Raw genomic sequence first — 26,123 nt, 5'->3', positions numbered from 1 at the left:
TACTGAAGTCAGGGCGGGATCAATGTACGCCTTGCACCTCATTTCGGTCTTCTGAGACTGCATCCAATGACGTCCAAAGCCGACCCTCCGCCAGTCATTGTCAACGCATGGGGCGCGCGAGGCTTTCGAGAATGCGACACTCGCCTACCCTGTCCGAACGGCAGGAATGAAGAAGCTGCCCAAGCTCGCCATGGAGTGACTGCAAATCTAAGATCTTGCGTTCGACATCCTCGAGATGATCCCGCACGATTTGATCAACATCTTCGCAGGGCTTGTCGTCGTGATCGGAAAGCATGAGCAATTCTTTCACTTGCACCATGTTGAATCCCAAGCCTCTAGCCCTACGCACGAAAGTCAGGGTAGCCAAATGGCTGTCGGAATAATCACGGTAGTTACTATCAGTCCTGTCGGCGACGGGCAGAACACCTTCACGCTCATAATAGCGGATGGTTTCCGCCTTGGTGCCGGTGGCTTTGGCGAGTTCTCCGATACGCATCGCTTGACCTTGTAGTTGCTACAAGGTGCATATGTGCTTGCGACTCGAATGTTGCAAGGAGAGCCGCATGGCCAAGTCCTGCTGCCAGACACCGGAACCCGATACCGCTGCGCACAATGAGCCGCGCTGGCGCCGCGCCCTTTGGATCGCGCTCATCGCGAACGCAGCCATGTTCACAGTCGAAATGGTAACGGGTATCGCTGCCGATTCCCGCTCCCTTCAGGCCGACGCGCTCGATTTCTTCGGCGATGCAGCGAACTATGCGATCAGCCTGGGCGTTGCCGGGATGGCGCTCGCATGGCGGGCGAAAGCTGCTCTGATAAAGGCAGCAACCATGCTCGCCTTCGGTATCTGGGTGATCGGCTACGCCATCTATGGCCTCATAGCAGGTGCCGATCCGGAGCCTTCGACGATGGGAATAGTCGGCACGCTGGCGTTGGCGACCAACGTAATCGTCGCACTTATGCTTTTCCGCTTCCGCGAGGGCGATGCGAACATGCGGTCGGTCTGGATTTGCTCGCGCAACGACGCCATCGGGAACATCGCGGTTCTCGGGGCCGCTCTCGGCGTTTTCGGAACGGGTCAGGCATGGCCCGACCTGCTGGTCGCCTCGATCATGGCCGGACTGGCGTTCTGGGGAAGCATCGAGGTATTCGGGCAGGCGCGGCGGGAGCTGGCCCATGAATAGCAATACTATCAGCAGCAGGAATGCATTCCTCGCAGAAGAATACCGACGCGCAGCGAAGGCCGCGAAGGAGCAGAATTTCGAGGAAGCCTGGCACCATCTCGAGCGCGCCCACGTGGTCGCTCAAGACCGTTTCGGACCGCACTGCGTCGCGCATTTGCGCATGCTGCGGCTTGCCTGGAGAGTAGGAGACTGGCGGGAGGTCTGCGGTCAGATGTTCAGGCTTGCGCTCGCTCCCCTGGGTAACGCTACAGGAAAGCTGCCGGTCGGAAACACCGGCCGTTCCAATGTCAGTGCTTTCACCCGGATGGAAATAGAGCCGGAGATCAGACGTGTGCTAGGTCTACCAACAAATCGAAATGATGGGTGAAAAAGAAACGCGCTAGAGAGGACTATCGCTTTGTGATGACATCACATTTCCTCGTTCAAAATAGTTCTTCCGTAGTGGAGTTCGCGCTGGTATCGGACACGCGATGACCCGGCTCTTCGCCCGCTCCTTCTTGCTGCAGCTGATCACGCTGTGCACCGCATTCGGTGTCCTGTGGACTCCGGTGGCGGAAGCGGCCGAATGCGCGGGAGAGACTCCGGTCGCATCTCAGCTTGAGCAGCATGACGAGCCGGGCAATGACGACACGGGTCCGGAGAAGCACGGTACCTGTGCGCATGGCCATTGCCATCACGCGTCGCAGGCCGTGGGCCAATCGTCAAAACCTGCTGTGCTCGGCAAGGTTGTAGCGGTGCTCCGGGCGGCCGACCAACCCTGGTCCGCTTCTGGCCTGGCAGAACTGGCCACACCCCCTCCTCGAGCCTGACGTTCGCCGCGCGTCGGACCAGTGATCCGACGCCGAACTGAACGTCAGCAGAGGAATAGTCATTCATGTCCGCCATATCGTGGCGAGCAGTCCCCGTCTGGGGACTGATACTCGCCCTGTCCACGGGATCTGCCAGCGCGCAGGCCCAGCGTGTCGTCACGCTCGACGACGCCCTCGAGCTCAGCGGGGTTGCCATTGAGACCGATACCCCCGCCACCAACCCTCGCCTCGTGGGACCCCGCGCGGAATCCGAGGCGGCAGCGGCGCTTGTCGATCAGGCCCGTCTCCGGCCTAATCCCGAAGTGTCCTTCGAGGTCGAGAACCTCGCTGGCAGCGGGGCTTTTTCCGGCCTTCAGGCGACCGAGTATACCCTCTCTGTAGGCCAGCGTCTCGAACTCGGCGGCAAACGTTCCGCCCGTGTCGGTGCGGCTGAAGCCCAGGCGGAACTCGCAGCCCTCAGGGCCGATCTGACCACGGTGGAACTCGGACAATTAGTGCGCGAACGATACCTCAGGGCTGCTGCCGCTGCTGCCCGGGTCGAACTTGCGCAGGATGTGGTCGCGCGCAATGAAGAACTGGCGCGCATCGCCGGTGTCCTTGTGGAGGTCGGCCGCGAGCCGCCTCTGCGCGCGCTGAGAGCGGATGCAGCCCTCGCCGAAGCGCGCGCGCATCTCGTCGAGGCCGAGGCGGAGAGCCTGTCGGCCCGGATTGCGCTTGCCGCTCTATGGGCGGGCAGTGAAGCGCCCTTCGTTCCGGCGGATTTTCCGGATATCCTCCCGCCCGCTTCCCTCATGGCCGGGGCGGCCGATAGCCTGACCTACAGGGTTGCGCGTGCCGAGAGCACGGCTGCTGCGGCGGAAATCGAGCGGCAGCGAAGTCTGCGTATTCCCGATCCGACAGTCTCCGCGGGCGTGCGGCGCTTCGGGGAAAGCGGCGATAACGCCTTCCTCGTCGGTGTTTCGATCCCGCTTCCCTTTCGGGATCGCAACCAGGGTAACGTTGCGGCTGCCGAGGCTCGGTTGCGGGCAGCGAACGCTCGCGAAGCCGTAGCCCTCGCGGACTACGAGCAGACGGTCGCCACCGCCCGGGCGAGGTATCTTGGTGCCGAAGCGCGCGTCGAGACCCTGTCGCGGACATCGCTCCCGCAGGCGGAGGAGGCGCTACGCCTCGTGAGCATCGGATATCGCAACGGACGTTTCCCCCTGATCGAAGTTCTAGCTGCCGCCGAGGCGCGCGACACGATCCGCGAGGCGCTTATCGCAGCCCGCGAACAGAGGGGGCTGGCCGCAGCCGAACTGATCGGGCTGGCCGCACAATGAAAGATACATCCATGACACGCAGAAATCTGGCGATCCTCGTCGGTATCGTAATCGCGATCGGCGCGCTGACGCTGATCTTCTGGCCGACCGCCAAAGTCGACGACCATGCGCAGGAGGAAGTGGAGGCTGAGACACCCGAGGGGGTGGTCACGCTGAGCGAGGAGCAGATCAGCGAGGCCGGGATACAGCTGACCGCCGTGCGGTCTGGCGCCGCTGTCGAGCTCGTCTTCCCGGCGACTGTCGCTGCAAGCCCCACCGCTTCCGCGCGGATCGACGCCCGTGCTTCTGGCGTCGTTCGCTCGGTGGGAAAGACGCTGGGCGACTATGTTGCACGCGGCGAGACCGTCGCCCGCATCGAAAGCGCGGACGCTGCGGCTCTCGCCTCGCAGCTCAGTGCCGCGCGTGCGCGGGTGGGCGAGCTGTCGGCCGCCTACGAACGCGAACGGCGGTTGTTCGAAGCAAACGTCACCGCCCGCCAGGACCTGGAAGCCGCGCAGGCCAATCTCAGCGTAGCGCGTTCGGAATTGCAACGGGCGCAGGCGGCAGTAGCAGCAGCCGGTGTCAGCGGTGATGGGCGATCGCTGGCAGTCACCTCTCCTCTGGCCGGCAGAATCACCGCGGCACCCATTGTGCTCGGAGCCTTCGTGAACGCCGGCGAGGAGCTTTACAGCGTGGTCGATCCGAACGGGCTTCAGATCGAGGTGGCGCTCCCTTCCGCTGAAGCCTCCCGCATCCAGCCTGGTGACGAGGCCGTGCTGGTCGTCGGCGATGGCCGCGAAATTGGCGCCCGGGTGCGTTCGGTCACGCCTTCTCTCGATCCGGAAAGCCGCAGTGCCACTGCGGTCCTGTCGTTGTCGCGCGGTATTCCTGGCCTTCAGCCGGGCGCGTTTCTCCAGGCGCGGATCAGACCTTCGGGTGAGATCGACCGCGACCGCATCGCGGTGCCGGAGGACGCTATCCAGGTGGTGGGGGGGCGCGATGTCGTTTTTGTCCGGACGAAGACCGGGTTCCAGGCCCGCGAGGTCCAAGTCGGAACTCGGTCTGCGGGCATGGTGACAATTCTCTCCGGTCTCCAGGAGGGATGGCGGATCGCTGTCGCCAACGCCTTCCTGCTCAAGGCCGAACTCGGGAAGGAGGGCGCCGAACATGGTCACTGAGACACGGCCCACGCCCGACGTGGGAAACCACACCGGTTCGGCCAGCCATCGCCACGGTTTGATCGGGGCCATCCTCGACATCGCCGTGCGGTTCCGCTGGGCGGTCATCGTCCTCACCGTCTTCGCCGCGATCTACGGCGCCATGAACCTTTTGCGCCTGCCGATCGATGCGGTGCCGGACATCACCAACACGCAGGTGCAGATCAACACCAGCGCGCCCGCGCTCTCCCCGTCGCAGGTGGAGGCGCAGGTGACATTTCCCATCGAGACCGGGCTTGCCGGGATCGAGGGGCTCGAGATGACCCGCTCGATCTCGCGCAACGGCTTCAGCCAGGTCACGGCGATCTTCGAAGAAGGCACCGATATCTACTTCGCACGCAGCCAGGTGAACGAACGGCTCGCCCCGATCGGCGCCTCCCTGCCGGAAGGCGCCGAGCCTACGATGGGGCCGATCTCGACGGGCCTGGGCGAAGTGCTCATGTATACGATCGAATACGAGTATCCGGGAGGTCGCGATGCGCCCAAGGGTGGTCGAACCGGCTGGCAGGCGGACGGGAGCTTCATCACCGAACGCGGCGAGCGCCTCGACACCGAAGTCGCCAAGGCAGCCTATCTTCGCACGGTGCAGGACTGGGTGGTGGCTCCGCTCATGCGCTCCATCGACGGGGTGGCGGGCGTGGACTCGATCGGTGGCTACGAGAAGCAGTTCCTGGTCCAGCCCGATCCTGCTCGTCTGACCGGCTACGGTCTGTCGTTCGACTCCCTGATCGATGCTCTGGAAGCGGCGAACCTCGCCGAAGGCGCAAACTTCGTCGATCGTGCAGGAGAGGCTCTGCTCGTCCGCGTCGATGCGCGGCTTGGGGGCACACAGGACATCGAACAGGCAGTGGTCGCGACCCGCGAGGGCGTTCCTATCCGGATCGGAGATGTCGCCTCGGTTCGCATCGGCGGCGACCTCAGAACCGGCGCTGCCTCGCTCAACGGCGAGGAAGCGGTCGTTGGCACGGTCCTGATGCGCAGCGGCGAGAACAGCCGCACCGTGGCTGCCGCCTCGGCCGAGCGACTGGAAGAAGTCCGCGCCTCGCTCCCTGCCGGAGTGGTCGCCGAGATCGTCTACAACCGCTCGTCGCTGGTCGATGCGACCATCGCCACGGTCGAGAAGAACCTCGTCGAGGGCGCGCTTCTGGTGATCGCAGTCCTGTTCCTGATGCTCGGCAATATCCGGGCAGCGATCATCGCCGCATTGGTCATTCCGATATCCATGCTGATGGCAGCGGTGGGAATGAACAGGCTTGGTGTCTCGGGCAACCTGATGAGCCTCGGGGCACTGGACTTCGGCCTAATCGTCGATGGCGCAGTTATCATCGTCGAGAACAGCGTCGCGCGGCTCGCTGCGAGGCAGCACCGCGAAGGTCGATTGCTCAGCCTCGGCGAACGGCTGACGGAGACACGGCTGGCTGCCCAGGAGATGATCAAGCCGACCGTCTACGGCCAGGCGATCATCCTCTTGGTCTATGCGCCGCTGCTCACCTTCACGGGGGTCGAGGGCAAGACGTTCTCGCCCATGGCCATCACGGTCATGCTGGCACTCGCCTCCGCCTTCGTGCTGTCCCTGACCTTCGTGCCGGCGATGATCGCGGTGCTTCTCAATCGCAAGCTGACCGAGAAGGAGGTCAAGCCCGTTCGGATGGCGAAGGAACGCTATGGCCCGGCGGTGCGCCGCGCCATCGCACGTCCCTGGCCGGTGATCGGGGCGGGCGCCGGGCTCTTCGCCGTAGCGGCTTTCGTGTTCACCTTCCTCGGCAGCGAGTTCACACCGCAGCTGGATGAACGCGACATCGCGGTTCAGTCGCTGCGGATACCGTCGACCTCGCTCGAACGCTCGCTCGCCATGCAGAGACAGGTGGAGGACAGGCTCGAGACCTTCCCACAAGTAGAACTGGTTTTCTCGCGCACCGGCACGGCCGAGGTCGCGAGCGATCCGATGCCGCCGAACGCGTCCGATGCCTACGTCATCCTGAAGCCGCGCGAAGAGTGGCCCGATCCCGACCTGTCGAAGGACGAACTCGTCGCCGAGATGGAGGAATCGCTCAGCGGTCTGGTCGGCAACCTCTACGAGTTCAGCCAACCCATCGAACTGCGCTTCAACGAGCTGATCGCGGGTGTTCGCGGCGACGTAGCGGTCAAGCTCTACGGAGACGACCTCACGGCGCTGACCCGGTCAGCCGGAGAAGTGGCCGGGGTGCTTCGCGGCGTCGAGGGTGCTGCCGACGTCAAGGTCCAGCAGGTCACCGGCTTCCCCACGCTCGACATCGCCTTCGATCGACCGACGATTGCCCGCTATGGTCTGACCGTGGAGGAGGTCGCGCAGTCCGTGGCCATCGCGCTGGGCGGCCGCCCCGCCGGGCTGGTGTTCGAGGGTGACCGCCGGTTCGATGTCGTCGTGCGGCTTGCCGATGCGACCCGGGACGATTTCGATCAGCTCGGCGCTCTGCCCATAGTCCTCGAAAGCGGGGTCACGGTCCCGCTTCGCACGCTGGCGGATTTCCAAGTGGTAGATGGTCTCGCCGAGGTTCGCCGGGAGCAGGGTCGCCGATTGGTGATCGTGTCGGCGAACGTGCGCGAACGCGATCTCGGGTCGTTTGTCGAGGAGGCCCGGGCAGGCGTCTCCGAAAGCGTCGAACTGCCGGCTGCCTCCTACATCGAATGGGGCGGGCAATACCAGAACCTCCAGGCCGCGCAGGCAAGGCTCGCCCTCGTCGTTCCGGTCTGCTTCGCGCTGGTGTTGCTGCTCCTGTTCATGGCGCTCGGCGGATGGGTGCCAGCGCTGGCGGTGTTCAGCGCGATCCCGATGGCACTGGCAGGCGGGGTTTTCGCGCTTGCCTTACGGGGGATGCCGTTCTCGGTGTCCGCCGCCGTGGGTTTCATCGCCCTATCGGGTGTCGCGGTATTGAACGGGCTCGTGATGATGACCGCGATACGCCAGCGGCTCGACAAGGGACTGCCTCTCGATGAGGCGATCACCGATGGCGCATTGGCGAGGTTGCGACCGGTGCTGATGACAGCCTTGGTGGCCTCGCTCGGCTTCGTGCCGATGGCCCTTGCGACCGGCACGGGCGCGGAAGTCCAGCGTCCGCTCGCCACTGTCGTGATCGGCGGATTGATCACCGCAACCGCGCTGACACTCTTCGTCCTTCCTGCCATTGCCCGGCTGGTGCTGCGCGCGAACGGCCAAGATGTCGGATGGCGTGAGAATTGGCGAGCGATGCTCCGGCTCAACCTGACTCGCGCCGAACGCCGCGAATATCCCTCTAGGGAGATCTGAATATATGGCTGACAATCACGATCACGCGCATGGGGTTGCCAAGCTTTTCGGCCTCCCCGTAGAACTGGCCTTCGCACTCCTTTCCGGCATCACGCTGGCGGTGGGGTTTGCGGTAGAGAAGCTGGTGCCCACCGCGCCGCACTGGGTGCCTCTGGCAGGGTATGTCGCCGCCTACTTTTTCGGCGGACTATTCACGCTTCGCGAAGCAGTCGAGAATGCGCTGGCACGCCAGTTCAAGATTGATTCGCTCATGCTCGTCGCGGCGGCGGGGGCGGCGATCCTGGGCGAGTTCGCGGAAGGCGCACTGCTGCTGTTCCTGTTCAGCCTGGGTCATGCGCTGGAAAGTTTCGCCATGGGCCGCGCGAAGCGCGCGATCGACGCGCTGGCCGAACTTGCACCCGAACGCGCGACCGTGCTGCGCGACGGATCGCCGGTCGATGTCGCAGTCGAGGAACTTGTCGTCGGCGACGTCGTGCTGGTCCGTCCCAACGAGCGCCTGCCTGCCGATGGTTTCATCATCAAGGGTCAGTCTGCCATCAATCAGGCACCCGTGACCGGCGAGAGCATTCCGGTCGACAAACGTCCGGTTGAGGATCGTGCCGCAGCGCGCACGGCTGCCGGCGCCGTCGATGCCGTCTCGCGCGCCTTTGCCGGGACCATCAATGGCAGCGGCGCGCTGGAAATCGAGGTAACGCGTAAATCGAACGAAAGCACGCTCAGCAAGGTTGCCGCGCTGGTGGCTGCAGCGGAAACCGAACGCTCGCCCACCCAGCGGATGACCGACAAATTCGAACGCATATTTGTCCCTCTCGTGCTACTGCTGGCCGCGCTGTTGCTCTGTGCGCCGCTGGTGATTGACGAGCCTTTCAGCGAGAGTTTCTATCGTGCCATGGCCGTGCTGGTCGCGGCCAGTCCCTGTGCCCTGGCAATCGCCACGCCCAGTGCCGTGCTGTCCGGCGTTGCCCGCGCGGCACGTGGCGGCGTGCTGGTGAAAGGCGGTGCAGCGCTGGAAGATCTCGGCACGCTGAAGGCCATCGCCTTCGACAAGACCGGCACGCTCACCGAAGGTGAGCCGCGGATAATCGATGTGATCCCGGCCCCGGGCATTGATGAACGTGAGTTGCTGCAAGTCGCCGTGGCGGTCGAGGCGCTGAGCGACCATCCGCTGGCGCAAGCGGTCGTTAGGGATGGCAAGGCGCGTCTGGACGTACCAGCGGATCGGAAAGCCGAGGGCCTGGAAAGCCTGACCGGACGCGGCGTGAAAGCCATGCTCGAAGGTAAGACGGCATGGATCGGAAAGGCGGAGATGTTCGGCGCGGATGGGCTCGAACCACTCGGCACACCGTCAGCCGACGCCATCGAGAAGCTGCGCGATGAGGGGCGCACGACGATGGCCGTGCGCTACGGCGGACGCGATCTCGGCGTAATCGGGATGATGGATACGCCGCGCGACGGCGCGCAGGAGACGCTGAAGGAACTGCGCAAGCTTGGCATTGAACGGATGCTCATGATCTCGGGCGATCACGCCAAGGTTGCCGAGGCTATCGCCGCCGAGGTGGGGCTGGACGAGGCGCGCGGCGACCTCATGCCCGAAGACAAGGTCGCGACTATCGAGGCGCTCAGCCGGGAAGCAAAGGTCGCCATGGTCGGCGACGGAGTGAATGATGCGCCCGCCATGGCGCGCGCCACAGTCGGCATCGCCATGGGCGCCGCCGGATCCGACGTCGCGCTTGAAACGGCGGACGTCGCTTTGATGGCGGATGATCTGCGCCATCTGCCCTTTGCTGTCGGCCTGTCTCGCAAATCGCGCAGCATCATCCGCCAGAACGTCTATGTCAGCCTCGGCGTGGTCGCTCTGCTGGTTCCCGCGACCATATTCGGCCTTGGGATCGGGCCCGCTGTCGTAATGCATGAAGGATCGACGCTTCTCGTCGTGTTCAATGCGTTGCGACTTCTTCGCTACGATCCATAGTTGAACGTGCGCTCCGGACAGGCCAGCTTCCCCGCAAGCCAGTAGCAAGCAAGCATCGAGCTTAAGACGATTGTGATGTGACGGCGCCTGTTGCGATAACTGCCTGCAACCATGGTGGTCCGGACAGGATCCCTTGCCCTAATCCACGCGAAGACATGGGGTCGGCTTCGATAAGGATTATCCGGGTCTCGATCCGTCTGCGAAGATTCCTGCGCAGGACCCCAAGCCCTGTCCGCTTCTGCAATTCCGAGATTCAGATCCAGATCGTCCATGAATGGACTGTTCGCCTTCATTTCAGCCGCGTCGCTATCCAGGCCTGTACCTCGTCTTCCGCCCATGCGACCGCATAACCACCGAGTTGCACCGGCTTCGGAAACTTGCCCTCGGCCATCCAGCGATAGATCGTCGAACGGCCGAGCCCGACACGATGCTGTACTTCGGGCAAGCGAATGAGCCGTGTAACCCGGCGGGTTTCGGTCGCTCCTTTGTCGATCTCTTCACCCACGATGGCCTCCTTCGGCACCGGCGAAGACATCGCCAAGCAGCGCGTCCTTGCGTTCGAGCTCATCGATGTGATCGGAAAGCAGGCGGGCGACGCGATGCGCCGTGCCCTTTGCCCAGCGCGGCTTCACGTCATGAACCTGGTTGCCAAGGACACGCTCGAGCGCCGAGGGCAGTTCGCCGGAAAAGTCCTCGAAGAATTGCGCGAGGTCCGATTGCAGCCAAGCGATCGCGTGATCGCCGCTACTGACGAGAAACAGAAGCAGGTGCGCATGCGGCGCGACACCGCTCGCGGCGAGAATACGCAAGGCTTCACCGAGGCTGGCCGAGCGTTCGCCGACAAGGACGCGGCGCAGGGCATCCTTATGTATCTGCGCATCGCGCGCGATATCGCAGCGTGCACGACCGCTGCCTTCGACAGCGGCCAAAAGCAGCCGCGCGAGGTCGGCGCGAACCTGTTGTTCGGCAAAGAGCGTCATGTTGGGCATCGACGAATCCTTTTCTCCAGAGGTGGTCGACTCACCGGCTAACCGCGAAGGAAGCCTGTAGGAAAACGAAAAGAACAATTAGAGAACTTAGAGGAAGGAACGGATCACCTTCCTTCGACGATTCGCGCGAATTCCGGTCGCGTTCGCGCATAGCGCGGCTCGTTTTACTCAGAATCCGGCACAGTCGGCGCTGATCCGCGATCAGCCTGCGCGAATCCCGTCCACCGCACCTTCCAATGTCGCTTTTTGCTTGGTCGTCAGCCCCAAAATCCAGTTCCCGATTTCCTACAGCCCGGCTCCGGAGAGAGGAAAGAACATACAGCGAACGCATCGCTGGCTGATGTTCAATTCCTCGAAAGGTTCCATCCATGACCACCAAGACTGCCCTTCCGGCCCAGCAGCGCACGCTCAACCGTGCCCGTGGCCGCGACTACATTCTTCCCGCCTGCGTGGCGCTGGCCTGCGCCGGTGCAGCCTTTGCCGGCGCCGACACCACCTTCGACCCCGCGCTGACCAAGTTCACCGACTTCCTCGAAGGCTCGGGCGGCAAGATCATCACCGTGCTCAGCCTTGCGGGCGGTCTGATCGGTCTCGCCTCCGGGCGCTTCTCGCTCGGCCAGGTCGCGGTGCCGGTCGGCGTCGGGATCGGTGTCGGCACCGGCGTGCCGATCGTCACCTCGGTCGTGACCGCGGTCATCTGATCAGCGGATCCGGTCACGACAGGAGGGCGGCATGGCCGACAGGTACCTCGTTCCACGGCGGCTCGACGACCCGGAGCTCATCGGCTTCTGGACCATCGACGAGTTTGCAGGGATTCTCATTCCCTTCGCCTGGGGCATTCTCTCGCAGCATATCTTCATCGGTATCGGCCTGGCCGCCGGGGCCTGGCTTGCCTTGCGGAAGGCAAAGGCACGCGGCGCCGGTTCGGCACTGGTGCATGCTGCGTACTGGTACCTGCCCGGGAGCTTTCTCGGGCTGAAAGCCACGCCGCCCTCCCACTGCCGCCTGTTGGCGGGCTGAGGGAGGCGACCCATGCGAGCAGAATTCGCGCACGAACAGGCACAGACCTACCTCCGGCAACGCAACCGCTTTGCCGTGCTGGCAGGTGTCCTTGGCCTGACCACGCTGGTCAGCCTCGGCGCCGCGGTCACCCGCGACGAGCAAGTGGTGCTGGTCCCGATCACCGCCGAGCGGATCACCGTCTCGAGCGGCGCGATCGATGCGCCCTATCTCGAGCTCGTCACCCGCGACACGGCGCTGATGCTCCTTAACCGGGCACCCGAAAGCCTCGACTACTGGATGGCGAACATCCTGAAGCTCGCCGATCCCTCAGCGCACGGCCGCCTCAAGGCCGAGCTCGTCAGAATCGTCGAGGAACAGCGCGGCTCGGACATCAGCCAGGCCTTCGTGATCGCGGAAATCCATGTCGATCCCAAGGCTCTGACCTCGACCGTTACCGGGACGCTCAAGACCTTTGTCGGCGCGCAGGTGATCGCGAGCCAGCGCCGCTCCTTCCGTTTCCGCTGGTCGAAGCGTGGTCTCAGCCTCGCGCTCGCCGGCTTCGAACAACTTCCCACCGACAAGGAGGAACCCGGCCAATGAGCCTTCTCCCATCTCCCCTCGCTGCTGCGCTTGCCGGAACCGGCCTTGCCTGTTTCGCAATCGGCGCAACAAGGCGCCCCGATCCCGGGCTCAAGCTGACCGGTCTGGCCGTGCTTGCCTTCGCGCTAGCGCCGGTCCCGGCGCATGCCGACCAGTTCGTCGAAGCGGCCGACAATGCGACGATCGACTGCGAGCTCGCCCGCGGCGAACTCACCCGGATCGCGCTCATCGATGACGGCTTTGCCAATGTCTCGAAGATCGCCAGCGGCTTTCCCTACAACGACTTCCAGGTGACGCATGAGCCGGTGCGCGGAGACATCTATATCTCCGTGCCCCCGCAATTTGCCGCTGCCCGGGTCAGCTTCTTTGCAACCAGCAAGGCGGGCTACGTCTACAAGTTCGCCTGCCGTCTCGGCGGCGAGGAAGCGACCCAGCTCTTCATCACCAATCCCGCGCTCGCCAAAGCCGCGGCTACCGAATGGGAGACCGAGACCGGACCCGAGGACGCTGCGATCCGCCTGATCGAGGCGATGGCGAGCGATGCCGTCTTGCCCGGCTTCACTGCCCGCGCCGAACTTTCGGCTCCGCGCCGCACCGGCGGCATCGAGGTCCAGCTGGTCGCCGAATACCAGGGCGATGAACTGACCGGACAGCGCTTTCTCGTACGCAATCTCGGCAAGGAGAGCCTTGCGCTTGGCTCCGAGCGGGAGGGTCCCGCAGGCGCGCTCGCCTTTGCCTATGGCCGCGATGCACTCGCTCCTGGTGAAGCGACCAGTGCCTTCCTTGTTTTTGCCAAGGGAGGGCTCGACTGATGGCGGAGGCAACACAGAAGGGCGCCGTAAAGAGGCCTCTGCCGGGCTCGCCGGAAGCACGTGAAAGCGGTCGACGCAACCTCAATTCGCAAATCGCGCAGCGCCAGAAGATGCTGCTCGCCGGGATCGGGGCCATCGCGCTCATCGGCGGCGGGATGTTTATCTTCGGCGGCGATGGCGACGAGGGCGGCAGTGATGCCAATGGTGCGGCGACGATCGACACCGGCGGCCTCGTCAATCGCAACCTCTCACAGCGCGAGTTCGTCGCGAGCTACGGCAACCGGCTCGATGCACAGGGCCGCGCGATCAAGGATCTGCAGCAAGCCCAGCTGCCGCGCCCCGAAATCGAGCAAGAGCTCGAAGCGCTGCGCAGCGAGAACGCGCAGATGCGCTCCGACGGCCAGGCGGCGATCGACGCGATCTCGACCGAGAATGCCAATCTGCGTTCAAAGCTCAGCGAAGCCGCGAAGGCGCCTGCAACCGCGCCGCCGCTGCCACCACCACCGGCCTATGGTCCCGGCGTGGGAACGAGCGGGGCTGTCCAGCCACCGCAAGGAGCGCCGGAAGCGCAGGGCGGACAGCTCAGCCTGATGAGTTTCAGCGCTGAGCCGGGCAAGGACGGCAAGCCGCGCGCGGCAGAGACTGCGCCGGCCTTGCTGTTCGAAGCGAGCCGCGATTACCTGCCGCCCAACAGCTACGCACCGGCAACGGTCATCGTGGGTGTCGATGCCTCGACCGGCGTTGCGAGCCAGAGCGATCCACTTCCCGTGATGCTCCGGATCACCGGACCGGCCCGCTCGGTGATGCGCGGCAACAAGCTCCTCACCACCGACATTACCGGCTGTCTCGTCAATGGCGCGGCGCGCGGCGATCTCTCGGCCGAGAAGGTCTACGTCAAGCTGGTGCGCATGACCTGCGCGCAGCCCGGTGGGCGCTTCGCGGTGAGCGAGGTCAAGGGGTTTATCTCCTTTGCCGGAAAGTCGGGCGTGCGCGGCCGCGTGGTCAGCCGCGAAGGCAGCCTTGTCAGCCAGGCGCTGCTCGCCGGGATTGTGGGCGGCTTCGGCCGGGGATTCTCAGCCAACGCCAACGGCATCTTTACCGGCCAGGTCGGCGCCAACGGTCAGCGCGAGGCGCTGTCGCCGACCGACATCCTCGCCGGTGGCTTCGGCCAGGGTGCCGGCGAAGCCGCCGACACCGTCAGCCGATACCTCATCGAACGCGCCGAACAATACCAACCCGTCGTCGAGATGCCGACCGGCATCGAGGTCGAGATCGTCTTTCTCGACGGCGTCCACGTCAGGAGCCCTTCCAAATGAACTACAATGACCACCGGCCGGGCCTGAAGGCCCGCGCCGCCCACCTTGCCCTTGCCCTTTCGAGCGCCGCCGCCGTGCTGACGCTCGGAGTCTCTGCCGTCACCGCGATGCCTGCGAACGCTGCCGGCATGGCCAGCGATGTCGCGCAGGCACTGAAACTGCGGCTGCCCAAGACCCCGATCGATGCGATCAGCTGCGACACGCTGGGCCCCTGGTGCGAAGTTGTCTCGGGCGACACGCTGTTCTACATCGACGAGACCGCCCGCTACCTTTTCGTGGGCCGTCTCTACGACATGGAAGAGCGGCGCGACGTGACCGCCGCCCGCCTGCTCGAACTCAATCCCGACCTGCTTGCGGCCGGTGCGGCACGCGTAGCGAGCGATGCGCCAACGGGACGCGACGAAGCGCCTATGCAGGCGGCCGCCAGCCATGTCGACCTCTCGTCGCTTCCGGTTGCCGGCGCGATCCATTGGGGCAACCCCAAGGGCGAACGCCTGGTCGTATTCTCGGATTTCCAGTGCGGCTACTGCCAACGCCTGACCGCGCAGCTCGCCAAGGCCAAGGTCCACGTCGAAGAGCGACCGATCTCGATCTTTGGCGCGGCGAGCCGCAAGATTTCCGAAGCGGTGCTGTGCGCCAAGGATCCGGCAAAGGCGCTGCATGCGGCCTATGCCGGCCAGGCTCCGGCGACCGGCAAGACCTGCAAGGACGCCAAGGCGCTCGATGCCAACGAAGCTTTCGCGAGGGCCAACGGGTTTGCCGGAACTCCGGTCATCGTGCGCGCCCGCGATGGGGCGGTGCTTCATGGCTACCGCGATGCCGCAGCGATCCGCCGCTTCGTCGCCGAGAGCAAGGGAGAGGCGAAATGAGCCGGCTTCCGATCCTTCGAGCCGCGGTACTCGCTGCGCCGCTCCTTTTGGCCAGCGGCTGCGCCAGCCTTGGCGGCAACGTCAAAGGCAGTTTTGCCTGCCGCGCTCCCGAAGGGACCTGCGCGCCGACCTCCGCGATCGATGCCGGGGCGACCGGGATCGAAAAGGCCGACACGGTTGACGCGCATCGGACGGTGACCCCGACCGGCGAAGCGGTTCGCCGCCTGCAGGTCGTGTTGACGCCCTACCGCGACGCGGCGGGCCGCGACCATGAGGCGCGCGTCGTTCACCTGACGCTGCCCGAACAGGCAGGGACAGGCTGGCGCGCCCCGCAGGGCCGCCGCGAAGTCCTGCGCTCGCTGGCATCGACCATTGCCGCGACGCGCGAGGGCAGCCCCGCACCCGATTTCCAACCCACAGACACATTGCCGGAACAGCTGTTCATCCCCTCGCAGCCCGTTCCGGCGATGCCCGGCGCTGACGCGCCGGAACCCGGGGGACCTGGCTCGTTTTCCCCTCCCCGCGAGCCGGTCCCCCACCCTGACATGACCGAAGGAGAGAGCCGGTGACGCTATCCCTTGCTGCCGCGCGCGACGCACTCTCGCGGGGCCTGTTCGCCGACACGGCACGCCCCGAGAAGCCGCAGGCGCATTTCGGGCTCGACATGCTTTCGGACTGGCTGCCCTACCGGGTTTATGACGAGGGGGCTAAGCTCTACCGCAACGCCCGCTCCAAAGGCTTCGTGCTCGAAGTCACCCCGCTGATCGGGGCCGACGAACGGACCGGCGAGATCCTCGGTCAGTTCTTCTCCGAAGGCCTGCCGCAGGGCGCCTGCCTCCAGGTCCTGAACTTCGCATCTCCGCGGATCGGTAGTGTGGTCGGCCCCTGGTTCGCTCCGCGCTATGAGCAGGGCGGCATCTACGAGGCCATCGCCAGGGCGCGCACATGGCGCCTTTACGATCTCGTCTGGAATTCGGGCTCGGCGCATGCGCCCTTCCATGCACGCAACGTCCGGCTGATCGTCTCGCTTGGCGTGCCCGTGCCCGGCAGCGTGACCGATGCCGAACTCTCGGAATGCCGCGAAGGGCTGATGGGCATGCTCCATTCGCTCGGACTACATGCGCAAGATCTGCGTCCGGGCGGGCTGCTGGCGCTGATCGACGAGCTTACCTCGCCGACCACCGCGCACGAGACCGACATCCATGCGTGGAACCCGCACGATACGCTCGATGTCCAGGCGATCCGCCGCGACATCGAACTCGAGGTCGGCGACGATCGCCTGATCCTCAGGACCGAGCGCTTCCGCGAGACGGGCCGCGACGAGGAGGGCAATCCCGAAGTCGGCGAATGCTATCCTGACCATTTCGACGTGCGGCATTATGCCGTGCGTTCTACCCCTGAACGCTGGGCGCCGTGGGAATGCGCGCGCCTCATCGGCGACATGTTCACCGACAAGCTGCGCTTCCCCTGTCCAACGGCGACCATGCTGTGCCTGGTCTACCCCGACCAGGAAGCCGCATCAGCGCGCGCGGGCTTCAAGTTCATGCGCACGACCAGCCTCAGCCAGACCAAAAGCGCGCGTTTCTTGCCCAAGCTCGCCGAACAGTCGGCCGAATGGCGCCACGTCCAGGCCGAACTCCAGGCCGGCAAGAAGCTCGTCAAGCTTTTCTACGGGCTTACCAGCGTCTCGCCGCTCGGCCAGGGCGACGCGCACGAACGCATCATCAAGGCGATCTACAAGGCAGCGGGCTGGGACTTGGCAGACGAGCGCTTCCTCCAGCTGCAGGGCCTCGTCGCTGCCTTTCCCCTGAGCCTTGCCGATGGCCTCGCCGACGACATGGCGCGGCTGAAGCGCCTCAAGACCATGCTCTCGACGACGGCGGCGCATATCGCGCCGATGCAGGGCGAGTACCTCGGCGGCGTGATCCCGCACCTCCTGCTTGTCGGCCGCCGCGGTCAGCCCTTCTGGTGGTCGCCATTCGAAAACACTGCCGGCAATCACAATATCGCGATTTGCGGCAAGTCGGGCTCGGGCAAGTCGGTGCTGCTGCAGGAGCTCTGCGCCGCCTTGCGCGGTGCCGGCGCCAAGGTCGTGGTGATCGACGACGGGCGCAGTTTCGAGCATTCGGTCAAACTGCAGGGCGGACGCTTCGTCGAGTTCACGCTCGCCTCGGGCTTTTCCCTGAACCCCTTCTCGCTGATCGACGATGCCCGCGCGCACGAAGACGAGGACTACCGCCTCGACTGCTTTGCCATGATCAAGGCGATCGTCGGCCAGATGGCGCGTCCCGGCACTGCGCCGAGCGATACCGAGCGCGGACTGATCGACCGGGCCGTGACTGCAACCTGGGAGGCCCTGGGAAGCGGCGCCTCGGTCGACGATGTCGCGCATGCGCTTCACGGTTCGGAAAGCGAGGCGGGCCGCGATCTCGCCACCGCGATCGCACCCTTCTGCCGCGGCGGCAGCTACGGCGGGTTCTTTGCAGGCAAGGCGAGCTTCGCGCTCGACGATGATTTTACCGTCTTCGAGATGAGCGATCTCGCGTCCCGCGAGGAACTGCGCAGCGTCGTCCTTTCGGCGATCATGTTCATGACCAGCCAGGCGATGACGCGCTCTTCGCGAGCGAACAAGAAGCTGCTGCTGATCGACGAGGCCTGGGCCATGCTCAAGGGCGGGTCGATGGGTGAGTTCGTCGAGACCTATGCCCGCACTGCGCGCAAATATGGCGGCGCGCTCGCCACCGCGACCCAGTCCCTCAATGACTATTACAAGTCCGATGGCGCGCGCGCCGCGCTCGAGAACAGCGACTGGATGCTGGTGCTCCAGCAGAAGGCCGAGACGATCGCCGATTTCAGGGCGAACGCGCGGCTCGACATGGACGACCGCACCGAGACGCTGATCCGCAGCCTCAAGCGTTCGGGCACCGAGTACAGCGAGGTCTTCATCAAGGGCCCCGAGACCGAGGCGGTCGGTCGGCTCGTGCTCGATCCCTTCTCGGCGACGATCTACTCCTCCGATCCCGACACCTATGCGGCGATCCAGGACTGCGAGCGGCGTGGGCACAGCCTCGCCGATGCCATCCGCATCGTAGCGGGAGGCGGACAATGATGGTCTCGCATCTCGCCGACCGGACCCCTCCGGCCAACTTCCGCAGCCTGCTGCCGTTCCTGCAAGGGACCTGCTTCGTCCTCATCGAGACCGCGCGCTTTGCCGCGACTTCGCTGTTGATCGTGCTGGGATTGCCGCTCGCGCTGTTCCTGTTCGTTGCGGGCTGGGACCTTGGCGGCCTCTTCACCCAGCTCGCCAATCTGTCGGACCGCTACCTCGAAGCCGACGGGTTGCGCCGCAGCCTGTTCAGCCAGGACCTCAAGGGCTGCTTCCTCGTGCTCGCTGGCGCGGTGACGCTGTTTCGCATGCCGCGCTTCCTCAAGCGGCTCGCGGCCGATCTCGACAACCATCCGCCCCGGGAGGCAAACCGTGACTGAGACGCGCAGACTACCATCCTTCAATCGCCCGCTGTTGCTCAGAATTCTTGGCGTGCTCGCGCTCGTGGTCGCACTGCTCTGGGCGGCCTGGGTCAGCCGCGAACTGTCCGAGCCGCGCCAGCAGATCGTCACCGTCCGGCTTGCCGAGACCATCGCGGCTTTTGTCGATGCCGAAGCGCGCGGCCAGCAGGATCCCGAAGCCAGCCAGGCGCGCGTGCTCGCCTTCCTCCAGGCGTCCGAGCGCGCTGTTGCGGAAATGGGCACCGATGGCCGCGTGGTGCTGGTCGGCGAAGCGGTGCTCGCAGGCGATGCCCCCGATGCTACCGATGAACTGCGCGCACGGATCGCCCGCCAGCTTGGGCAGGGAGGCGCTCAGTGACGCACTTTGCCTCTCGTCTTGGCCGCACGATCAAACGACCGCTTGTCCTGACCGGCCTGGTGCTGCTGCCGCTCGGATGGGGCGCGGTCGATGCCTTCGCGAAAGACCATGCCTTCCTCATCAACGCCAGCCCGAGCCTGCCCAATTGGGCCTTCTGGCTCGACAAGCATGCGCGGATCGAGCGCGGCAGCCTGATCTTCTTCGAGCCGCCGGCAAGCAGGCTCGTCGAAGTGCATTTCGGGAAAGGCGCGCAGCTCTTCGGCAAGCGGGTGCTGGGCGTGCCGGGCGATGTCGTGAGCCACCGTGGCCACGAGGTCTTCATCAACGGTCGCAAGATCGCCGCGCGGCTCGATGAGACCCGTCTCGGCATTGCGCTTCACAAAGGCCCCGAAGGCCCGATCCCCGACGGCTGCTTCTACACCGGGACCAGTCATCCCCGCGGCCTCGACAGCCGCTACGCCGAGATCGGCTTCGTCTGCCGCGGCGAGATCCTCGGCAGCGGGAGGGCGATCCTGTGAGCAAGCTCATCCTCCCTGCGGCCCTGCTTGCAGTGCTGCTCTGTCCCTCACAGGTGCTGGCGCGCGACTATGGGCAGCGCGGCACGGTCTTTCCCGTGATCGAGCGCGACCTCCTCGAACAGATCCATTCGCGCCTGACGCAGATGGAACGTTCGGGCGAGACCGCGCGGCTCAATGAAGACCTGAAGCGCCGCACAATCGGACGGGTCAATCGGCCCGACCCCGTCGCCGGGATCGTCCGGGCCAGCGAAGCCCGGCGCTGGCACTTCGATCCGACGATCACGCTCGCTGCCGATATCCGCGGCGCAAAAGGCGAGCTGATCCATGCCGCTGGCACGAGGGTCAATCCGCTCGACAGCGTCGGCTTGCGCGCAGATCTCCTGTTCCTCGACGGCGACGATCCCGACCAGCTCGCCTGGGCGCTCAAGCAGGACGCCAATGCCAAGCTGATCCTGGTGAAGGGCGCGCCGCTCGAGCTGATGAAGGCTCGCCAGCGCCGCTTCTACTTCGACCAGGGCGGCAAACTCACGGAAAGGTTCGGGATCAGGTCGGTGCCCGCACGCGTGCGCCAGCAGGGCCGCCTGCTCGAAATCAGCGAAATCGCGCTGCCACCGAAAAGGAGGACAGCCCAATGACACACTTAAGAAAGCTGGCGCTCGTGCTGGCCGCCATTCTGGGTTTCGCCACCGCAACACCTGCCATGGCTGATGCCGGTCCCGGTCGCTGCACCGGCAGCTTCGTCAACCCGATCACTGACATCTGCTGGTCTTGCCTGTTCCCGATCTCGATCGGCGGGCTGGACATCTGGCCCTCGAGCCGGCCCGATCCCGACAACCCCGATCTGCCGGTGTGCCTGTGCGGTCTGAGGCCCGGGATCGCCATGGGCTTCTGGGAACCGGTGCGGCTTGCCGATGTCAGCATGAAGCCGTGGTGCTTCGTGAACCTCGGCGGCATGAAACTCGATCCGGGTTTCGATATCGGCTTTCGCTCGATTTCGGGGCCATCGGCGGTAGGCGGCGCGAGCCAGTATTATTCGAGTTGGCATGTCCACTGGTATGCCTATCCGCTGATCTACTGGATGGAGATCGTCGCCGATTTCCTGTGCCTGGAATCGGGCTCGATCGACATTCTCTACATCTCCGAGATCGATCCGCTGTGGCAGGATTCCGAGCTCACCGCGATCATCAACCCTGAAGCCGTGCTGTTTGCCAACCCGCTGGCGCTCGCCGCTTGTGCGGCCGACTGCGTCGCCTCGACCGCGAAGCTGCCGATCGACGAGATGTTCTGGTGCGCGGGCTGCCAGGGATCGATGTACCCGATGAACGGCAATGTCTCGGCCAGCATTGGCCACGTCCAGGCCTCGCGGCTGGTGCTCTCGCGCTTTGCCTACAAGCTCCACCGCGAACTCGTCTCGTGGGGGACGATGGGGTCCAAGGGCCTGTGCGGCAAATACCTGATGCCGGTGATGCGCAAGCAGCAATACCGCTTTCAGGCCACCAATCCCAACCCGGCGACCTCGGGCCGTTACGCCTGCCCGCCCATCGGAGCCTCCACCACCTTTCAATCAGCCGGACAGGTCATCCCCGCCATCGGCGAAGACATGGGATACCTCGTCTGGCGCAAGCGGAACTGCTGCGCGCTATGAACAAGCACCTCCTCCTTTTGCCCGTCGGCTTTGCCGTCACTCTGGGTGGCCTCGCTCTCGCACAGAGCGCGCCCGAAGGCATCGATCTCGAAGCGATCCGCGAGCGCGCGGCCGAACATGCCGACGACGCGCAGGCGCTCAGCACCAATATCCGCCAACGCGCCGAGGCGCTGACCGAGGACGCACAGGCTATCCAGGCGCAGGCGCAGGCCAATCGCGCAGCCTATGCCGACAGCATCAAGGCAGTCGAGACCGACGCCGTCCTCGACTTCGACGCGATGATCGCGGGACAAGTTGCGGCCGAGAGGGCATCGCTCGGGGGAGGCCCGCGCTTCATTGCCTTTGCCAGCCTGTCGATGCCGCCCGAGGCGCTGAAGGCACTGGTCCACGACATGACCAGGGCTGGTGGCGTCACCGTGCTGCGCGGCTTCCCGCAAGGAAACAGCGAGGCGTTCAAGAAGCGCCTGGCTGCCATCTGGAGCAGCCGCGACGCAGCCGGTTCGCTTGGCATCGATCCGCGGCTGTTCCGCGCCTTCAACATCGAGGCCGCGCCGAGCTTCGTCATGCTGAGCACCGAGTTCAGCCCATGCGACGGGTTCGATTGCACCAGCGAGGTGCCGCCGCATGACCGCATCGCCGGGAACATCAGCGTGGGCGAGGTCCTCGAGACCTTTGCCTCGGGCAGGGGTCCGGGCGCCGAGCTTGCCCGCCTCCATCTGCGCCAGCTCACCAGGAAGGAACGGCCATGACCGGCAGAACCCTCGCCCATCTCCTTGCCGCACTTCTCGCCCTCACAAGCGCGGCTTCCATTCACGCTCAGACCCGCGATGCGGCAAGAGCCGACGGCAAGGACTTTGCCACCGAGCTGCTGGGCGAGGCGCGCGATGCCGCAACGACCAATCCCGACGCGGCGCGCGTTCCCAACTTCGATCCGCAGGCGACGCGCGACCTGCAGGATCTTGCGCGCGATCCCGACCAGATCGAGGCCCGCGCCCGCAGCGCTGCCACAACCAGCACGCCGATGCGGACGATCCGCGACAGCATGGCCAATCGCGCAAGGTTCGAGCCGAACGAGATCGAGGACGTGATTGCCCGCAGCCTCGCGATCAACGAGACGCCGCTCGAATACACCAGCGGCATGGCAATTTCGGGCAGCCAGGGATCGTGCGTCCCGCTGCCGCCCGGTTCGGGGTCGGCGGGCACCTATACCGCGACCTGCAATACGGGCACACGGATCGATCAGTCGGTTGGCCAGTGCGCGGTGCCACTCGTCGCAAGGGTCAGCCAGCAACCGCAGTATCATTACCTTTGCAGCCCATTGGGCAGCTTCAACCTGTCAGGTGCGCCGGATTGCGAAGAGTTTTCGGGCGCTCTTTGCCGGGTGACCGGACACCGTGACGGTCCTTGCTTGCAGTGGGGATGGTCCGGCGGGCGCAAGTGGTGCACCGAGCCGGGCGATCCGCTTACCGAGCTGACCTGCGACGAACAGGTCGCAGGTCAGACGCCCTACCGGATAAGCACCGCGACCGCCGTCACGACGACCCCGGACGAAAGCCAATGCACAGGTCTTGCGGACAATAGCGATTGTACGCTCGATGCCGAGGTCTGCACCGATGCCGATCCGCAGACCCGCGTGGTCGATGGCGTCGCTGTCACACGCCCCTGCTGGGAATGGCAACGCAATTACACCTGCATCGCCCGCGAAGTGGCGACCGACTGCTCCGACATCGAAAGCCAGGGCACCTGCCGCTTTGTCCGCGAGGAATGCCTTACCGACGAAGACCCCTGCGAGACCTGGGAGCGCATCTACGAGTGCCCGCTTCCCGGTACCGACAGCTCCACCCAGTATGTCTGTGACGGCGATGTTTATTGCATCGATGGCAGCTGCGAAACGATCGAGCGCACCGCGAACGACGAGTTCAAGGACGCCGCGGTCGCGCTCCACGCGATGGACGAGGCCCGCGGCCAGTTCGATCCTGAGACGCTGACGCTGTTCCGCGGCACGCGTAACACCTGCTCCTCCAAGGTCTTCGGAGTGCTCAACTGCTGCAAGGGCAAGGGCTTCCCGCTCATCCCCGGCATCAGCCTGCTGGTCGCGCTCGGCTGCAACCGCGAAGAAGTGCTGCTCCACGAACGCGATGCGCAAGGGCTGTGCGCCTATGTCGGGACTTATTGCTCGGACAAGTTCCTCGGCGTCTGCCTGACCAAGAAGAAGGTCTACTGCTGCTTCGAGAGCAAGCTCTCGCGGATCCTGCAGGAACAGGGGCGGCGCCAGCTGCCCAAGCCCTGGGACAAGCCCAAGGAAGAACAGTGCGAGGGGTTCACTCTCGACGAGTTCGCCCGGCTCGACCTCAGCCAGATGGATTTCAGCGAGGTCTATGCCGAGTTCACCGAGGCTGCACGGCTCCCCGACGAGCTCGAGACCAGCATTCTCATCCAGCAGAAAATCGAAGACTATTACGCAAGGAGTGGCCAATGACGCGCCGCCAATCACTGCCGATGCTGGACCTCCCAGTACTGGCCATGTGTCTCGCTGCACTGCTTCCCGTTCGGGCAGTTGCCCAGGAAGCGCACCAGGCAGAGCCAGCTGCCTCGGCAGACAGCCTCTACTGCGAGCAGCGCAGGCTCGGCTACTGGTTCTATTGCGTAAAGCCGGTACCGGCAGACGAGCCGCAGATGGCGCAGCCACCGGCTCAGGTAACCGCCACGCAGGAGCTGGACGCGGTCACGGGAGAACTGCGCGAACTCAAGGCGCGCGCGATCCTCTATCCGACACCGGAAAACGTCACCGCCTATATCCGCTTCCAACGTGCCCAGCTCGACCGGGCATCGCTGTTCTCCGATGTCTGGCAGCGCGCGATCTGGCAGGATCCCGAGCTCGACTACACACTCGAGAGACCGGTCGGCGCGCTCGCCAAGAAGCAATGGCAGGACGCGCGCGCTGCCGATCGCGATGCGGTGATGGCCAGGCTCTCCGAGCGCTATGGACTGTTCTACTTCTTCGCCCAGACCTGCGGCGCGTGCGAAGTGATGAGCCCGATCGTGCGCTCGGTGGCGGACCGCTGGCATATCACGGTCCGGGCAATCTCGACCGATGGCGGACCGTCCCGGCACTTCCCCGACTACAAGGTCGAAAGCGGCCAGCGGCCGCGCATGGGGCTCGAGCCCGGCATCACCCCGGCGCTTGTGTTGTGGGACAGCGTGGCCAGGCGCCCGATCCCGATCGGATACGGCGTGCTCTCGGCCGACGAGCTGCAGGACCGCATCTACCTCCTCACCTCGAAGGAAGCCGGACATGATTACTAGCATCCGCAATGCGGCGCTCACCATAGCTGCCGCCAGCATGGTCGCGTCCCCCGTCGCCGCAAACGTCGGCGACAGCATGGACCGCTTCATGGACGATATGGGCGCTGCGGCCAATGTCACCGGGCCGAGCGCGTTTGAAGGACAGTCGGCGGGCTATTACAGTCTCGGCAATGTCTGGACGCGCTTCCCGCAGAAGACGACCAACATCGCCAATCTCCAGCTGCCGCGTGCCCGCGCTGGTTGCGGCGGTATCGATATCTTCGCCGGGTCCTTCTCCTTCATCAACGCGAGCGAGATGGTCGCGCTCTTGAAGGCTGTCGCGAACAATGCGGTGGGGTTCGCCTTCAGCCTCGCGATCGACACCGTCTGCCCCGAGTGCTCGAAGATCATGCAGGAGTTCAGCCAAAAGGCGCAGCTCATGAACAATCTCTCGATCAACTCCTGCGAGATGGCGCAGGGGTTGGTCGGCGGCGTCTGGCCCAAGGGCGATCTCGCCGACAAGGCGATCTGCGAAGCGATCGGCAACTCCGAAGGTATCTTCACCGACTATGCCGCGGCCAAGCATGGTTGCGGCACAAGGGGCCAGCGAGCCTCGACCAACGAGGGCGCCGGCGACGACTATGCCGACGTCAATCCCGGTGTGCCGCGCAATTACACCTGGCATGTCCTTAAGCAGAGCGCCTTCTTCAACCCCGGTGGCACATTCGACCGCGATCTTGCCGAATATGCAATGACGCTCATCGGCACGGTGATCTACGTGCCGCCCCGCGACGACGAGCCGGGCAAGTTCGTGCCTTTCGCCGGCGACGCCTCCTCGACGCTGGTGACCGCACTGCTCGACGGGACGCAGGGCCAGTCGGTGCGGGTGTTCCAGTGCGACGAGCCGGACCAGTGCCTCAACCCCACTTTCCAGCAGATGAGTCTCACGAGCGCAAAGGCCATCCGGCCCCGCATTGCCCGGCTCATCGGCAGCATGGTCGAGGCGATCCGCAGCGATACCGCGATCGGCGACGAGGAGAAGGAGCTGCTTCAGGTGGCATCGGTGCCGCTCTACAAGATCCTTACCGTTCAGGCGGCCTATGGTCGCGGGATGGCAACCGACGACCGCGACACGCTGGCCGAGATCGCCAGCATCGATCTCCTCTATGCCATCCTCGAACGCATCACCGCAGAGGCCGGGCGCTCGATGGCGAGCTTCATTGCGGCCGATGAAGCGAAGCTCGCGATCTGGCGCGCGCAGGTCGCCGAGGTGCGATCGAGCCTCGCCCAGCGGCAAGCGACCGGGCAAGCGCGGGTCTCGACGATCATGCAGATCATCGAGAAGACCGCGATGATCGAGAACATGCTCGCCGCCTCGATGTCGCCGTCGATGGCCGCCGCGCTCGACTGGTCGCGCGGGATGCAATCCCGCTCCATCGTTCCATAAGGGTCAGGC

27 protein-coding genes are annotated in these 26,123 nt (G+C 64.9%); 24 read left to right on the top strand and 3 right to left on the bottom strand.

The window, feature by feature from the left end:
* Nucleotides 1-100: 100 nt before the first annotated feature.
* Entirely contained in the window at nucleotides 101-496 is a 396-nt protein-coding gene (locus tag GRF63_RS02805; RefSeq protein WP_109808969.1) for a MerR family transcriptional regulator, read from the bottom strand.
* A gap of 67 nt (nucleotides 497-563) precedes the next feature.
* Here GRF63_RS02805 and GRF63_RS02800 point away from each other — a divergent pair, with 67 nt between their 5' ends.
* The 7 genes from GRF63_RS02800 to GRF63_RS02770 all read left to right on the top strand — a co-directional run bounded on the left by GRF63_RS02800 (nucleotide 564) and on the right by GRF63_RS02770 (nucleotide 9,766).
* Entirely contained in the window at nucleotides 564-1,184 is a 621-nt protein-coding gene (locus GRF63_RS02800; RefSeq protein ID WP_160484469.1) for a cation efflux transmembrane domain-containing protein, read from the top strand.
* Nucleotides 1,177-1,551 (top strand): DUF3703 domain-containing protein, encoded by a 375-nt coding sequence (locus GRF63_RS02795; protein WP_109808967.1) that lies wholly within the window; start codon nucleotides 1,177-1,179, stop codon nucleotides 1,549-1,551. Before GRF63_RS02800 ends, GRF63_RS02795 begins: the two co-directional genes overlap by 8 nt.
* A 103-nt stretch (nucleotides 1,552-1,654) precedes the next feature.
* The gene (locus GRF63_RS02790) at nucleotides 1,655-1,993 is read left to right on the top strand and encodes a hypothetical protein (RefSeq protein WP_061921343.1); all 339 of its coding nucleotides are present in this window, start codon (nucleotides 1,655-1,657) and stop codon (nucleotides 1,991-1,993) included.
* 65 nt (nucleotides 1,994-2,058) lie between these two features.
* Nucleotides 2,059-3,312: a TolC family protein gene (locus GRF63_RS02785; RefSeq protein ID WP_160484468.1), complete on the top strand. Its 1,254-nt coding sequence runs from the start codon at nucleotides 2,059-2,061 to the stop codon at nucleotides 3,310-3,312.
* 11 nt (nucleotides 3,313-3,323) lie between these two features.
* Complete coding sequence (locus tag GRF63_RS02780) at nucleotides 3,324-4,469, top strand: efflux RND transporter periplasmic adaptor subunit (protein ID WP_160484467.1); 1,146 nt, start codon at nucleotides 3,324-3,326, stop codon at nucleotides 4,467-4,469.
* 58 nt (nucleotides 4,470-4,527) lie between these two features.
* Entirely contained in the window at nucleotides 4,528-7,794 is a 3,267-nt protein-coding gene (locus GRF63_RS02775) for an efflux RND transporter permease subunit (RefSeq protein WP_160485350.1), read from the top strand.
* Between the two features lie 4 nt (nucleotides 7,795-7,798).
* The gene (locus GRF63_RS02770) at nucleotides 7,799-9,766 is read left to right on the top strand and encodes a heavy metal translocating P-type ATPase (protein WP_160484466.1); all 1,968 of its coding nucleotides are present in this window, start codon (nucleotides 7,799-7,801) and stop codon (nucleotides 9,764-9,766) included.
* A gap of 289 nt (nucleotides 9,767-10,055) precedes the next feature.
* Here the strand turns inward: GRF63_RS02770 and GRF63_RS02765 are convergent, their stop codons facing one another.
* Both GRF63_RS02765 and GRF63_RS02760 read right to left on the bottom strand, forming a co-directional pair.
* A complete protein-coding gene (locus GRF63_RS02765; RefSeq protein WP_061927473.1) occupies nucleotides 10,056-10,271 on the bottom strand; it encodes a helix-turn-helix transcriptional regulator in 216 nt (71 codons plus the stop codon).
* Nucleotides 10,264-10,755, bottom strand: coding sequence for a hypothetical protein (locus GRF63_RS02760; protein ID WP_160484465.1), 492 nt, complete (start codon nucleotides 10,753-10,755; stop codon nucleotides 10,264-10,266). The genes GRF63_RS02765 and GRF63_RS02760 overlap by 8 nt, the downstream gene beginning before the upstream one ends.
* Before the next feature lie 368 nt (nucleotides 10,756-11,123).
* Between GRF63_RS02760 and GRF63_RS02755 the strand changes: the two genes are divergently transcribed.
* From GRF63_RS02755 to GRF63_RS02675, 17 genes are read left to right on the top strand one after another with little or no spacing between them, the layout of a single operon-like run.
* A complete protein-coding gene (locus GRF63_RS02755; RefSeq protein ID WP_160484464.1) occupies nucleotides 11,124-11,456 on the top strand; it encodes a hypothetical protein in 333 nt (110 codons plus the stop codon).
* A 31-nt stretch (nucleotides 11,457-11,487) separates the two neighbouring features.
* A complete protein-coding gene (gene traL / locus GRF63_RS02750; protein ID WP_006834208.1) occupies nucleotides 11,488-11,775 on the top strand; it encodes a type IV conjugative transfer system protein TraL in 288 nt (95 codons plus the stop codon).
* Between the two features lie 12 nt (nucleotides 11,776-11,787).
* Entirely contained in the window at nucleotides 11,788-12,357 is a 570-nt protein-coding gene (locus GRF63_RS02745) for a type IV conjugative transfer system protein TraE (RefSeq protein ID WP_160484463.1), read from the top strand.
* Complete coding sequence (locus GRF63_RS02740) at nucleotides 12,354-13,169, top strand: type-F conjugative transfer system secretin TraK (RefSeq protein WP_160484462.1); 816 nt, start codon at nucleotides 12,354-12,356, stop codon at nucleotides 13,167-13,169. Before GRF63_RS02745 ends, GRF63_RS02740 begins: the two co-directional genes overlap by 4 nt.
* Nucleotides 13,169-14,485, top strand: a complete 1,317-nt coding sequence (locus tag GRF63_RS02735; protein WP_160484461.1) for a TraB/VirB10 family protein — start codon at nucleotides 13,169-13,171, stop codon at nucleotides 14,483-14,485. The genes GRF63_RS02740 and GRF63_RS02735 overlap by 1 nt, the downstream gene beginning before the upstream one ends.
* Nucleotides 14,482-15,354, top strand: a complete 873-nt coding sequence (locus GRF63_RS02730) for a DsbC family protein (RefSeq protein ID WP_160484460.1) — start codon at nucleotides 14,482-14,484, stop codon at nucleotides 15,352-15,354. The genes GRF63_RS02735 and GRF63_RS02730 overlap by 4 nt, the downstream gene beginning before the upstream one ends.
* Nucleotides 15,351-15,923 carry a hypothetical protein gene (locus GRF63_RS02725; protein WP_160484459.1) on the top strand — a complete coding sequence of 191 codons (573 nt, stop codon included), beginning with the start codon at nucleotides 15,351-15,353 and terminating at the stop codon, nucleotides 15,921-15,923. Before GRF63_RS02730 ends, GRF63_RS02725 begins: the two co-directional genes overlap by 4 nt.
* Nucleotides 15,920-18,463, top strand: coding sequence for a type IV secretion system protein TraC (gene traC, locus GRF63_RS02720; RefSeq protein WP_160484458.1), 2,544 nt, complete (start codon nucleotides 15,920-15,922; stop codon nucleotides 18,461-18,463). The genes GRF63_RS02725 and traC overlap by 4 nt, the downstream gene beginning before the upstream one ends.
* Nucleotides 18,460-18,840, top strand: coding sequence for a hypothetical protein (locus tag GRF63_RS02715; RefSeq protein WP_160484457.1), 381 nt, complete (start codon nucleotides 18,460-18,462; stop codon nucleotides 18,838-18,840). Before traC ends, GRF63_RS02715 begins: the two co-directional genes overlap by 4 nt.
* Complete coding sequence (locus GRF63_RS02710; RefSeq protein WP_337189599.1) at nucleotides 18,833-19,219, top strand: type-F conjugative transfer system protein TrbI; 387 nt, start codon at nucleotides 18,833-18,835, stop codon at nucleotides 19,217-19,219. The genes GRF63_RS02715 and GRF63_RS02710 overlap by 8 nt, the downstream gene beginning before the upstream one ends.
* Nucleotides 19,216-19,737 (top strand): S26 family signal peptidase, encoded by a 522-nt coding sequence (locus GRF63_RS02705; RefSeq protein WP_160484456.1) that lies wholly within the window; start codon nucleotides 19,216-19,218, stop codon nucleotides 19,735-19,737. Before GRF63_RS02710 ends, GRF63_RS02705 begins: the two co-directional genes overlap by 4 nt.
* Nucleotides 19,734-20,372 carry a type-F conjugative transfer system protein TraW gene (traW, locus tag GRF63_RS02700; protein WP_337189598.1) on the top strand — a complete coding sequence of 213 codons (639 nt, stop codon included), beginning with the start codon at nucleotides 19,734-19,736 and terminating at the stop codon, nucleotides 20,370-20,372. The genes GRF63_RS02705 and traW overlap by 4 nt, the downstream gene beginning before the upstream one ends.
* Entirely contained in the window at nucleotides 20,369-21,382 is a 1,014-nt protein-coding gene (gene traU, locus GRF63_RS02695; protein ID WP_160484455.1) for a conjugal transfer pilus assembly protein TraU, read from the top strand. The genes traW and traU overlap by 4 nt, the downstream gene beginning before the upstream one ends.
* Entirely contained in the window at nucleotides 21,379-22,131 is a 753-nt protein-coding gene (gene trbC, locus GRF63_RS02690) for a type-F conjugative transfer system pilin assembly protein TrbC (protein WP_160484454.1), read from the top strand. Before traU ends, trbC begins: the two co-directional genes overlap by 4 nt.
* The gene (locus GRF63_RS02685) at nucleotides 22,128-23,861 is read left to right on the top strand and encodes a conjugal transfer protein TraN (protein WP_160484453.1); all 1,734 of its coding nucleotides are present in this window, start codon (nucleotides 22,128-22,130) and stop codon (nucleotides 23,859-23,861) included. Before trbC ends, GRF63_RS02685 begins: the two co-directional genes overlap by 4 nt.
* On the top strand, nucleotides 23,858-24,688 hold the full coding sequence (locus GRF63_RS02680; RefSeq protein WP_237392259.1) for a conjugal transfer protein TraF: 831 nt from the start codon (nucleotides 23,858-23,860) through the stop codon (nucleotides 24,686-24,688). Before GRF63_RS02685 ends, GRF63_RS02680 begins: the two co-directional genes overlap by 4 nt.
* Nucleotides 24,678-26,114, top strand: a complete 1,437-nt coding sequence (locus GRF63_RS02675; protein WP_160484452.1) for a conjugal transfer protein TraH — start codon at nucleotides 24,678-24,680, stop codon at nucleotides 26,112-26,114. The genes GRF63_RS02680 and GRF63_RS02675 overlap by 11 nt, the downstream gene beginning before the upstream one ends.
* The last annotated feature ends 9 nt before the right edge of the window (nucleotides 26,115-26,123 follow it).

It is taken from the genome of Aurantiacibacter rhizosphaerae, assembly GCF_009807005.1.
Lineage (GTDB): Bacteria > Pseudomonadota > Alphaproteobacteria > Sphingomonadales > Sphingomonadaceae > Alteraurantiacibacter > Alteraurantiacibacter rhizosphaerae.
The sequence above is the reverse complement of the archived record's forward strand: the minus strand, read 5'-3'. Positions and strand labels throughout refer to the sequence as shown.